The organism is Meridianimarinicoccus roseus (genome assembly GCF_003172915.1).
In the GTDB taxonomy this organism is placed as follows: Bacteria; Pseudomonadota; Alphaproteobacteria; order Rhodobacterales; family Rhodobacteraceae; genus Meridianimarinicoccus; species Meridianimarinicoccus roseus.
The window spans coordinates 3,456-14,973 of sequence record NZ_QGKU01000040.1; the positions used below are offsets into that span (position 1 = coordinate 3,456).

An 11,518-nucleotide genomic window follows, 5' to 3' on the forward strand; every position below is an offset into this window, starting at 1 on the left:
CGACGGCAAGATGATCGTCACGCGCTCCAACCTGCGTTGGTGCTCGGACGAGTTCGAGTTCACCTGCTGGAACGGCGACATCGTGCGCGGTGCCTTCATCATCGATTCCCACGACCGAAAAAAATCATCGCATGGCGCTCTGTGGTGATGCACGAAAGGACGGATTGGCATACTTGCATCGCGCCGCCAGGAACGGCGGCGAGCGGATGGGCTTGGGCCGGTGGCTGCAGAAGTGCCCGGCGGCCCGGAGCGCGATTGGCGCCCGCGCCGCGTGAGTGATACCGGGCCACGAAGGACCGGCATATGGTGTGCGGCGCGGCCAACGGGTCGGCGCTTTGCGCATTCAGACGCAACAAGCCGAACCTCCTTGTGCGGCACTATCGGCACAGTATGAGCGACGGCCGGTCGACGCCGCGTGGGACTTCCGGTTGGTCACAATGGCCAGACAATCAGCAGCAATGGCACGCTTACCGCAACGACAAGCACTTCCAGCGGCAGCCCGAGTTTCCAGTAGTCGCCGAACCGAAACCCGCCCGGCCCCAGGATCAGGGTGTTGTTCTGATGGCCGATCGGGGTCAGGAACGCGCATGATGCACCTATCGCAACGGCCATCAGGAAACTGTCTGGATTGACGCCAAGCGTCGTCGAAATTCCCAGTGCAATGGGGCACAGGACGGCTGCTGTCGCGGCATTGTTCATGACGTCCGACAGAAACATCGTCGTGACAAGAACCACGATAAGTGCGGCGACTGCGTTGCCCTGTGCGACCGTATCGACAAGGAACCGCGCCAACAGGTCGGCCGCACCCGTGGTCTGCATGGCGCCGGCAACCGGGATCAAGGTAGCCAGCAGCACGATCACCGGCCAGTCGATAGCCGTGTAGACCTCGCGCAACGGCACCGTGCGCAAGACCATCGATGCAAGAACGCCGAGCGCAAAGGCCACAGCCGCCGACAACGCGCCCAGGGTCACCAGGGTGATCGCGCCTAGCATGATTGCCGCGGCGAGCAGCGCCATGCGCTTGTCGGGGAGGCGCAGATCGCGCGCCCCGAGGGGCACACATCCCGTGTCGTTGACGAATCCCGAAACGGCATCCGGGGGACCCTGGACCAGCAGCAGATCACCGGATTTCAGCTTGAGGGTCCGTAATCCCGACCGCGGTGGGCGCTCCTCGCGGGAAACGGCCAGCAGGTTCAGCCCATAGCGCGTGCGCAGGTGCATATCGCTTGCCGAACGTCCCACCACGCTTGATCCGGGCAGCACGGCCAGTTCGCGCAATACGACATCGCGGTCGTCACTGGCTTGCGCTCCGGTGCCGTCGTCGGGATCGGCCGTGTCATCATCCGCGTCTCCTTCGGCCTTGGCTTTTGCGTCATCCCGGTCGTCTTCCGGCGCCACGATCGACTGCTCAAGCTTGATATCGAACACGGAAAGCGCCTCGGCCAGCGCATCGACCTCCGCTTCGAGCACAAGGGTGTCGTCGGCGCGAATGCGTCGCCCGCCATGGGCCGCGGTCAGTCGGACGTCATTGCGGACAAGACCGACGACCTGGACGTCGCTGTCCTCGATCTTGCGTTCGAATTCGCGCAAGGTGAGTCCGATGGCCTTGCTGGCCTCAGGCACCCGCACCTCCGTGAAGTAGGCGCCGGTGTCGAAATCACCCTCGGTTGCGGATTGGCGCCGGGGAACCAAGCGCCAGCCGAACAGGGTAATGAAGATCACTCCTATCATCGCTACGGCGACCCCGACTGGCGCAAAGTCGAAAATCGCGAAATGGCCAAGTCCGGCTTCGGCCCGAAAGCCCGACACGATCAGGTTGGGCGGCGTGCCGATCAACGTCGTCATGCCGCCGAGAATGGTGCCGAACGCAAGTGGCATCAGCACCTGGCCGGGGGTCAACTCGAGCCGGTCCGAAGCCTGCACGGCAACCGGCATCAGGAGCGCCATGGCACCGACGTTGTTCATGAACCCGGAAAGTGCGGCTCCAAGCCCCATGAGGGCGGCAAAGGTCCCCAGACGACCCGCCGAGCGCGGGAGTACGCCGCGGGCCAGCCAATCCACGGCGCCGGTGTTCTGCAGCCCCCGGCTGAGAACCAGGACGCAGGCCACGGTGATCACCGCGGGATGCCCGAACCCCGCGAAGGCATCCTCTGCAGGAACGAGACCGGCGATTACGCATGCCATCAGCGCAGCGAGGGCAACCACGTCGTGCCGGAACCGGCCCCATAGGAACAGCCCCATCGTGACCAGCAAGATACAGGAAATCAGAAGCGGTTCGGTGTTCATTGATACCTACCTGGTAAGGCAACGGCGCAGGGCGTGTCCCTGGCTTGTCGGACACCCGGACCATCTCCACAACCATTTCATGCAAAGCCCGAGTGTGTTCGTAGTCTCGTACACCACGCTTGTGGCGTTCAGCGCAGTGGTCGCAGCGCCGGGTGTCTCACTGCGCCGCGGCTTTCCCAACACCCGTTCTGGCCTGCGATCTGCTGCAATCACCATCGCCCGGGCAACCTGCTGGCTTTGCTGCCATTCGTCCGCGTCCAGCCCCCCTTGCAGGATTGCCGCAACTGGAAGAGGATCGGTTGCGAAGAAAGCTTGAGGGCAGGGCGCGTGAAAATTGTGTGTCTCAATGGCTGGGGTGGAAAGCTGCATGAAGCTCTTGTTTCCTACGTCCGCAGCAGCCCCCCGGACATTCTGTGCCTGCAAGAAGTGGTTCATAGCCCGTCCTCGGAAAAGGACTGGTTGACCTACCGGGATGGAGATCACGTCCTGCAGCAGCGCGCCAACTTCTTCAGGGATGTCTCGAACGCGCTTCCGGATCACGTCGCGGTCTTCTGTCCGGCTGCACAGGGCGTGCTTTGGGACGGGGAGCAATCCATACCATCGCAATGGGGTCTGGCCACATTCGTACATCGCTCGATGCCGGTCATCGGTCAGGTTCAAGACTTCGTCCACAAGGACTACTCCGCCGATGGTTTCGGCGATCACCCACGATCCCGCTGCGCCCACGGCGTCAGGGTATTCGACTACGTATCGAACAGGATGGTCAGCGTCACTCACATGCACGGCCTGCGGGATCTCAATGGCAAGATGGACACGCCCGAGCGCGCAGAGCAGGCGCACAAGCTGCTCGATCTCTCGCGCCGAGTTTCAGGGCCACAGGACGTTGTGGTGGTTTGTGGTGATTTCAACGTCGAGCCGGGTAGCGAAACGCTCCGGATCCTCGCTGAAGCGGGTTTTTGTGAATTGGTGACCGTGCGCGGCTTTGGAAGCACACGAAGCACCCACTACAAGAAGCCGGGCCGGTTTGCGGACTACATGCTGGTGAACCGGGAGGAGGTCGTCAGCTCCTTCGACGTGATCTATGATCCCGAGGTGTCGGATCACTGTCCGCTGGTCCTTGAGATGTAAGCGGACAACGCGAAAGCACTCAGGTGTCATGGTTCACCGCAAGGCGGCTTCGTTCTGCTCCGCTGCCGCTTACCTTGCACCGCTTGCCGATCAACGATGAGTGGCCGGGTTGGTGAAGCTGCGCTGCAACATTGCAATGTGCGTGCAGCTGTGTTCCGTGCGGACGGCCAAGCCGGCCAAGCCGGTCTAGCAAGTCAGTGTCAAATGATCTGCGCGCCCGCACGACCATTCTCAGGCGCGACATCGAAAGCCCGGTACTGCGGTCCATCGTGTCGCGCGAGAGCGGGCTTGCAAGAATTTGAACCATGATGCGCAGCGAAACGTCTTGCGCGCTCAACCATTGAACGCGACCGTTGGCACGGTTTGTCGTCGCTGTCGGCGGCCAGACTCACGATTGGGGGGCCGCGCTCTCTGGCGCCACTTTCTAAGATGCTACCTGTGGTGGGCAATTGGCCCGGCGCTTAGCGGTTTCCCTCGCCGTGTCGGGACTGCTGCGGAACGCGTGACGGTCTCTTCTCCTGCCAAGTTATCGGAGGTCGACAATCGAGGAAGGAGGTGTGCGCGTCGACGGCCCGGGGCGTTCACGGGCAAGGTTTTTCCTATCCGAGACGCGAACACGATCCGCCGCGCCATCTCCGGCCCGATGCTTGTCCTGGACGCGCCTGTCAAAAAGGCGGGAATAGGTTCCGCAAAAGAAACGCTTCTTGCTGCACGTTGCCCTCTATTGACCGGATGCGCGATCCCGTGGATCTTCAGAGCGTCCATTCGTCGACACGTCGGAAAGACCGCGCGACAGGTTGAGTGCGGCGGCAGCCAAATTGGACGTGGTCATTGTGCCGCGCGAGGGCGGTGGCAAAACCGGTGCACCATAAGTCGATCCGGACCTCGCCGGGATACAAAGAATAACCGGAGGAAACGGGGCTACGACGAAATGGCAACCTTCGCAGAGACCCCGGTGTGCAAAGCGCGCGACCGCTACGCGGCAATGGGCTTTCCTTCGCAGATGCCCGAAACCCGCATTGCAGGTATCGAGGCGGCGTCGCTGTGGCGGCGGCTGAGATCGGAAGGTCATTTCCGGGACTGTGCCAGCCAAGCGGGCCAAGACTGCCTCTTGACGACATGGGTCTTCGGCAGCCGCCGGGACGGTGTATTCCTCGATGTTGGGGGGTATGACGGGACCACCGGATTGAACACTTACTTTCTCGAACGATGCCGAGGTTGGAGCGGTCTGCTGATCGAACCTGCAAAGGTACCTTTTCAACGGGCGCTTGCCGCCCGGTCGTGCACCTGCCTGAACCTCGCAGTTGGTGACTCTTCTGGAACCGGCCTTTTCCTCGAAGTGGAGCAGGGCATGACACAGATGAGCGGCCTTTTGTCCAGCTACGACCCGATGTTTCTGTCTGCCGTGCGCGCCGACCCGAGGCACCGGGAACGGCTCCGCAAGGTAGCGGTTCGGACACTTGCGAGCATTCTCGATGAGGCTGGCATTGGTAGTCTCGACATGGTGTCGATGGATGTCGAGGGCGGCGAGATGGCGGCATTGGCTGGGTTTCCGTTCGACAGGGTGCGCGTCGGGGCGTGGCTTATCGAGAACAACCTCGCCTCGCCAGAGATCGCACGGTTCATGGCAGCTCAAGGTTACGCAGTTGCGGGCTTTTTGGGGCGGGACGAGGTGTACCTGCCTGCGGGAGGCCGCGACCCGTGAATCCGGAGCGACTCTATGCCATGGCCCTGCGTGCTTATGGGCGGGCGCAGTTCGACACCGCGCGCACCCTTGCAGAGGCCAGCCTCGAATTGGGTGAGGAGCGGTTCGAGCCGTGGCTGCTGATCGCCGAGGCTCATCTCGAAGCTGGGCGCGAAGCCGCTGCGGTTGGTGCGTTGACGCGCGCGCGGGCGGTGGCGCCGAAAGAACCGGAAGTGCTGGCGCGCCTGACCCTTGTGCTCAGCCAGATGGGCCACGCCGAAGCGGCGGCGGAGGCCGCGAGATGCTGGCGCGCAGCAGTTCCCGGGGACAAGGACGCCGCGGTCCAGGAGGCGCTGAACCGGGCGCGAGCGGGCTTGCCTGGTGCAGCGGATGCCTTTGCAGCCATTCTGGCGCGCGATCCTTCCAACAATGCAGCCGCTTACGGCGCTGCTATGCTTCATCTTGGCGCCGGTGACTTCGCGCGCGGATGGCCGCTTTTCGAACGTCGCCACTGCTTGGATCCGCATTTCGTACCCTTGCCCTTGCCGCGTTGGCGTGGGGAGTCCCTTGTCGGCAGGACGCTTGCCGTTGTGCCGGAGGGCGGTCACGGGGACGCCATCTGGTCCATGCGCTTCCTGCCACGGCTTGCTGCGTTGGGGGCGGAAGTGCGACTGCTGGAACGGTCGGCCCTCACCGCTCTTTTCGCCGATCTTGATGGCGTCACCGATCAGTGCGCGGCGGTGCCGGAAGACACTGATTTCTGGGTGCCCTCCCTGTCGGTCCCGGCCATCCTCAACCTCGCCGCTCCCGAGCCGCAGTGCGCCCGGCTTTCGGCCCGCCCGTTTGAGGGACTGGATCAGCTGATCGACCGGGCACGAGGTCGAAAGAAGGTCGGACTGATCTGGTCGGGTAGCGTGAGCTATGGGGGCAATCGTCAGCGGGCCGCCGGCCTTGCGGATTTCCTGCCGCTGCTCGACGTGCCGGACGTGCAACTCTACAGCCTGCAGAAAGGGCCGCCACAGGCCGAGCTTGCCGAGGCGGGCCTCGGTGATCTGTTGATCGACTGCCATGACTTCGATTTTGCCGAGACCGCCGCCCTTCTGCAGCGGCTCGATCTGATGATCATGACCGATAGCGCTGTCGCGCATCTGGCAGGGTCGCTGGGCAGACCTGTCTGGCTGATGCTGGATCGCGCACCGTTCTGGTACTTCGCGGGGACTGGCGAGCGTTCCGTGTGGTACCCGTCGATGCGGCTCTTTCGACAGGATCGACCGGGCGACTGGAGCGGACCGGTAGCACGTATCCGGAAAGAACTGTTTGTCAGCTAGTCCGTTGGCCGCGTCCTCTCCCCCGCCGCGCGACAAATTGATTGCCCAGAAGTTAACGCTACGGTAAGATTGAAAAGGACAACGCGGGTTTCCTGTCATGGCCTTTCGTAAGCGGCCCACAGTGGGCGGTGACATTTCCAAATTGGGCGGGCGCGCCACCCTGCCCGGAAATCGGCCCGGCCAGGTAGCAGGTGGCCTTAACGCTGCCACGATCTATGCTGGCGACGGCGGTTTGGCACACACAATCTATGCCGGTGACAGTGGCCAGTTCCATACAATCTACGCCGGTTCGAACATGAACACCGCCTTCGGCGGCATCAACATGGAAACGGCTTTCGGCGGGGCCCCCATGAATGTCGGCAAGGCGGGAGCGGCAGGATCAGAACCCGAAGTTGTCACACAACGCATCACCGATCCGGCGACGCGTGCGCCGGTCACGGTCGTCTATAACCGCCGCACCGGCCTTTATTTGGACAGCAAGCTTGGCCGGTGGGTGAAGGCACCGCCTTGGGTTGCGGCCCAGATAGGTTGATCCATTTCCGCACATGATCCTGCTGCGCGTGGATATCGAACCGTCGCAGGTCGAGGCCGGGTCGGTCACTGTCGGTTGGCTGTTGACGGACCGGGAGGGAGCGGTGCTTTACGACGCGCCGCGACGGCTCAGGGGGGACCATAGGCCGCGCTCTCATGCAAAGTCCGCCAGCGCCTGCCCGGCGATATTGAACCTAGAAAGCCGTCTCTTCGAAATCGTCTGTCCCTTCGATTTGAGGCTCGGCCTTGCCGAAACCCAGTTCGGGGAGGCCGCGGTCAAGGACCTTGCAGGGGCGATGTCGCCGATGCGGGGCAGTGCGCTCGACCGGCTCGTGATCGTCAGCCCGCGCTCGGAATGGCGCCATCCGGACCGGCCCATCCTGCAGCTTCGACTACCCTATCTCTTCGTTGCCGACGAACCGGTTTACATGGCGCAGTTGCCGCCATTCCAGCACTACCGGAGCGAACCTCTTCCGGGACTTACGCTATCAGGCCGGTTTCCCATTCACATATGGCCGCGTCCGCTGACCTGGGCTTTCGAATGGCACGCGACCGACTCGCCCCTTGTACTGCGGCGGGGCGAACCGCTGTTCTACGTCCAGTTCGAAACCGAACCCGCAACGCGCCCGGTCCAGTTGGTGGAAGCGGAAAGAACGGCAGCGCTCGACACGTACCTAAAGGAAATCGAGGGCGTCGTGAACTACGTCAACCAGACCTTCTCGCTGATGAAGTCCGCTGAAGAGCGGCGCCCGCAAAAGCTTGTCCGGCCGGTGCAGCGCGGATGAGGGGATCGCCAAGCTCTTCACAGGCTGCGGCGACACCAGCCCGGGTCGTGATAGAGATCGGGCCCGGTGAGCTTGTCGATCGCCTTTCGATTCTTGACCTCAAGGTGGCCCACGCCCCTCACGTGCCCGCCTTGGTCGCGGCACGCGATGCCCTTGCAGAGGCTCGGGCGCGGTTGCCTCTGTCGCCGATTTCCGAAGAGGCCGAACTGGCAAACGTGAACGCCGACCTGTGGGCCGCTGAGGACGCCATAAGACGGGCCGAGCGACGTGGCGATCAAGGGCCGAACTTTACGGCTTTGGCCCGCAGGATTATGGAATTGAACGACCGCCGGTCGGCACTGAAGGCGTTGATCGATCGGCAGGCCGGACTCGCGGTCTCGACCGAGATTAAGATCTATGACCGCTGAGTCCGGGGACACCGCACCGCGTCCGCTGTGTCTGATGCTCGCCATGGCGGCGCGAGGGCAGGTCGTGCTGGACACGGTTCGGTGCCTCGTCGACCTGACACAGGATCTTCAGCGCCACGGCGTCCCGTTCGCACTTGTGAGCTATGACTGTGCCGATCAGACGATCTCGCGCAATCACCTGACCAGCCGCTTCCTTACCGAAACCCGGTTCAGCCATATGCTGATGCTGGACAGTGATATGATCTTTTCCCCAGCTGCCGTATGGCGGCTTATCGGGTTCGGCGAGGATTTCGTCGCCGCCGCATACGCGCAGAAGTCCTACGACTGGGAACGGATCCGGTCTCTGTTTCGAAAGATGCCGGAGGTAGGCGCCGCCGAGATCGTTTCGCGGAGCCTGCTCTACAACCACCAGGTTGCGGATTGGGGCGGGCAGAAATGGGTTCCGAAACGGCAGAACGGTTTCATCACCGTGCCTGCGGCCGGGCCCGGGCTTGCGCTGATCACACGCGCGGTGCCGGAGCGAATGGTTGCCGCAGGCGTCGCGCGCTCCTATCCGGGCATGGCGTGCCTGCCCGGGCATCGGGATCTGCTGTGGCACGACTTCTGGAGCCATGAACCGGCCGCGGCCGGGACACTGTTCGGACATACCGACCAGGCTTTCAGTCACCGCTGGGTTCAGGGCTGCGGCGGCGAGCTTTGGCTCGATTGTGAGGCCGAGATCGGACATGTCGGCACGCACCGCTATTTCGGCTGCTATTCCGTGCGGGTTGATGACGATTTCCCGCACTCGTGACGGGGCCGACTACAACAGATCAGCCCCACGTCCCGCCCGCAAACTGTGTCGGGCGGACGGTCGGATTAATCCGCCGCGTTGCGGGTCTGGAAGTCATTGCGAAGAAGCCGTGCGTGATAGACCGTATCCCTCGGGCGGGGGCCGTCTGACGTGGCGCCGGAGGCGATGATAAGTCCGACGTTATGGTCGACCTTACGTCCACATCGCAGATCGAGATCCTGTCCGCCGAGGACGCGCCGCGTCGTCGGCACTGGAGCGATGCGGACAAGATCCGGGTGGTCGAGAAAAGCCATCAGGGACATCGGCAGCGCGGCGGCATGGCATCTGTCGTTCGCTTCTGACCATCTGGCGGCGACAGTATCGGAACGGCGAACTCGCGAACGCAAGCGGCCCCGCTTTCATGCCGGTGAAGATGGCGCCGGACACAGATTCCCAGTCGCCGCGGCGGTCGGCCCCCGCCGTCCAGCTCGAGATCCTTCTGCGGAACGGACGGCGCCTGCGCGAGCCCTCGTCGGTGGATCCGGACGCATTGGCCCGGTTGCTGCCGATCCTGGAGGGCAAATGATCGCGTTCCCGGCGGGGGTGCGCGTGTGGATTGCTGGCGGGGTGACGGACATGCGGCGCGGGATGAACACGCTGGCGCTGACCGTTCAGCAGGGGCTCGGGCGCGATCCGCATGCCGGAGAGATCTTCTGCTTTCGCGACCGCAAGGGCGATCTGGTCAAGCTGCTTTGGCACGACGGCGTGGGCATGTCGCTCTATACCAAGCGGCTGGAGGCGGGGACGTTCATCTGGCCGACCAGCGGCAACGGGGAGGCTGTGCAGATCTTGGCGGCGCAGCTTGGCCATCTCCTGGAGGGGATAGACTGGCACAATCCACGCTGGACGTAACGCCTTGCGAAGGTTGGATAATCCTGCCAGAAAGCCTTTGTCTTGCTGGCCTTTGATGAGCTGGCCTAGTAGATGTTCGCTATGTAAGAGGCCCGCTCCGAGCTTGAAGAATTGCGCGCCGCGCCGCGCCGCGCCGCGCTTGCGGCTTCGGGGCAGGGTACTGCCACGGCCGAAGCCGATCTTGCGCGGACGGGCGCGATGGTCTCGACCTCCGAGGCGATGATCGCGGGTCTGAAGCTCGAGATCGCGCTTCTCAAGCACGACAAGTATGGCCGCAGCGCGGAGCGCAGCGCCAAGTGGTCGACCAGCTGGAACTGCAGCTCAAGGAGCTGGTCGCAGATGCGGCCCAGGACCGGGTGCAGGCTGAACGGAAGACGAGCAAGTTTGGCGCCTTCGAGCGGCGCAAGCCGGTGAAGAAAGCCTTCCCTGCACACCTGCCGCACGAACGCGTGGTGGTCGAGGCCCCAGTACCGGTTCCTGCTGCGGATCCGATCGCATCGTGAAGATGGGCGCGGGTAAGCCATCGCGTCGTTATGTGTTCAAGACCGGTGGCGAACACCGAGACGCTCGAGGTCATCCCCCGCTGATGGAAAGTGATCCAGACCGTACGGGAGAAGTTCATCTGCTGGGCCTGCGAAAAGATCATCTAGCCCCCGGCGCTCTTACATCCGACCTCCGCCGCTGCCCGGCATATATGCCGTGCCAAGTAGCGACTCCTTTATCGCAAAGGAGCCGAGGGAAGTCATAAGACAAGGTTCGCAATTGGCAGCGACGGTTTCCAGCGTCATGTAGCTCCGCATGATCGCCCACTCATCATTCTGATCCAGCATCAGGGCCCGACCGAGGCGGGTGACGGCAGCTTCAATTGGGAGTATGCCGACCACGTTGGCTCGGCGTTTGATCTCTTTGTTGAGGCGCTCGAGCGGATTCGTGGAGTGGATTTTGGCCAGTGTTCCTGTTGGAAGCTCTGGTGGGCCAGGATGTCGTCCTCGGCGCGGCGCATCAAGTCTGCGAGCTTGGGATGGTGTGGATCGAAAGCGTCGATCAGCTTGGCCCATTGGTCTTTCGATGCTGCAAGCATGTCCTGGTCGAAGGCGGTTCTGAGCGTTGCGGTGACGATGGGGCGGTCCTTCTTACCAACGCGAGCCAGCGCATTGCGCATGAAGTAAACCCGGCAGCGTTGGGCGGGCGCTCCCGGCACCTTGGCAGCAGCAGCTTTCAGCCCCCTGTGATCGTCGGCGATGATCAGGCGGGTGCCGCGCAGGCCGCGATGGGCGAGGGATCGCAGGAACTGGTCCTAGAAGACCTCAGCCTTACTGGGCTGGACCGTGATACCCAAGACCTCACGGCGACCATCTAGGTTGACCCCACGGCCCCGACGGCCGCGACGCTGACGATGCGACTGGAGCAGCGCACTTTGATATAGATAGAATCGAGCCAAAGGCAGGGCCGTCGACCGCGCCGACCGTCCCCCGGACGGTCGGGAAATCGGTCTTGGGGGGCTGTTGAAGCAGTTGCTTCGGGCCTGGGCCGGGATTGGTCTTGTTGCGCGCATTTCGATGGTGGAACGGAGCAGCGGCAGCACCGCCGCCGCCAGCTTTTTCGGGTTCATGGCGATGGCCGTCAGGAGGGTCTGTATCCTCATGTTCTCGCGGCCGCTGCGGATGGCTCTGCCGGGTCCGTGG

General features: G+C 63.1%; 11 protein-coding genes and 3 pseudogenes. 12 read left to right on the forward strand and 2 right to left on the reverse strand.

Annotated elements, in window-relative coordinates:
* A pseudogene (locus DKT77_RS21035) lies at positions 1-147 on the forward strand (IS3 family transposase); the annotation flags it as partial.
* Between the two features lie 285 nt (positions 148-432).
* On the opposite strand, the gene DKT77_RS13290 reads toward DKT77_RS21035, so the two are convergent.
* Positions 433-2,286 carry an SLC13 family permease gene (locus DKT77_RS13290; protein WP_109812188.1) on the reverse strand — a complete coding sequence of 618 codons (1,854 nt, stop codon included), beginning with the start codon at positions 2,284-2,286 and terminating at the stop codon, positions 433-435.
* 327 nt (positions 2,287-2,613) lie between these two features.
* Between DKT77_RS13290 and DKT77_RS13295 the strand changes: the two genes are divergently transcribed.
* The 10 genes and pseudogenes from DKT77_RS13295 to DKT77_RS13340 form a co-directional block, all read left to right on the forward strand.
* Positions 2,614-3,414 carry an endonuclease/exonuclease/phosphatase family protein gene (locus DKT77_RS13295; protein ID WP_109812189.1) on the forward strand — a complete coding sequence of 267 codons (801 nt, stop codon included), beginning with the start codon at positions 2,614-2,616 and terminating at the stop codon, positions 3,412-3,414.
* Positions 3,415-4,345: 931 nt separating this feature from the next.
* Positions 4,346-5,119 (forward strand): FkbM family methyltransferase, encoded by a 774-nt coding sequence (locus tag DKT77_RS13300; protein WP_238547882.1) that lies wholly within the window; start codon positions 4,346-4,348, stop codon positions 5,117-5,119.
* A 20-nt stretch (positions 5,120-5,139) separates the two neighbouring features.
* Positions 5,140-6,426: a glycosyltransferase family 9 protein gene (locus tag DKT77_RS13305; RefSeq protein WP_109812191.1), complete on the forward strand. Its 1,287-nt coding sequence runs from the start codon at positions 5,140-5,142 to the stop codon at positions 6,424-6,426.
* A 121-nt stretch (positions 6,427-6,547) separates the two neighbouring features.
* Positions 6,548-6,958, forward strand: a complete 411-nt coding sequence (locus DKT77_RS13310) for a hypothetical protein (protein WP_146205003.1) — start codon at positions 6,548-6,550, stop codon at positions 6,956-6,958.
* A gap of 13 nt (positions 6,959-6,971) precedes the next feature.
* Entirely contained in the window at positions 6,972-7,742 is a 771-nt protein-coding gene (locus DKT77_RS13315) for a hypothetical protein (protein WP_109812193.1), read from the forward strand.
* 47 nt (positions 7,743-7,789) lie between these two features.
* Complete coding sequence (locus DKT77_RS13320) at positions 7,790-8,149, forward strand: DUF6165 family protein (protein WP_109812194.1); 360 nt, start codon at positions 7,790-7,792, stop codon at positions 8,147-8,149.
* Positions 8,139-8,942 carry a hypothetical protein gene (locus DKT77_RS13325; protein WP_109812195.1) on the forward strand — a complete coding sequence of 268 codons (804 nt, stop codon included), beginning with the start codon at positions 8,139-8,141 and terminating at the stop codon, positions 8,940-8,942. The genes DKT77_RS13320 and DKT77_RS13325 overlap by 11 nt, the downstream gene beginning before the upstream one ends.
* A gap of 182 nt (positions 8,943-9,124) precedes the next feature.
* Positions 9,125-9,283 (forward strand): hypothetical protein, encoded by a 159-nt coding sequence (locus DKT77_RS21040; protein WP_238547883.1) that lies wholly within the window; start codon positions 9,125-9,127, stop codon positions 9,281-9,283.
* Between the two features lie 220 nt (positions 9,284-9,503).
* A complete protein-coding gene (gene tnpB, locus DKT77_RS13335) occupies positions 9,504-9,833 on the forward strand; it encodes an IS66 family insertion sequence element accessory protein TnpB (RefSeq protein WP_109812196.1) in 330 nt (109 codons plus the stop codon).
* A gap of 111 nt (positions 9,834-9,944) precedes the next feature.
* Positions 9,945-10,480 (forward strand): annotated as a pseudogene (locus tag DKT77_RS13340) (IS66 family transposase); the annotation flags it as partial.
* A 15-nt stretch (positions 10,481-10,495) separates the two neighbouring features.
* Here the strand turns inward: DKT77_RS13340 and DKT77_RS21540 are convergent.
* Positions 10,496-11,291 (reverse strand): annotated as a pseudogene (locus DKT77_RS21540) (IS256 family transposase); the annotation flags it as partial.
* Between the two features lie 47 nt (positions 11,292-11,338).
* On the opposite strand from DKT77_RS21540, the gene DKT77_RS21050 reads away from it, so the two are divergent.
* Positions 11,339-11,518, forward strand: a 180-nt coding sequence (locus tag DKT77_RS21050) for a hypothetical protein (protein WP_238547887.1), incomplete at its 3' end; no start/stop codon positions are given.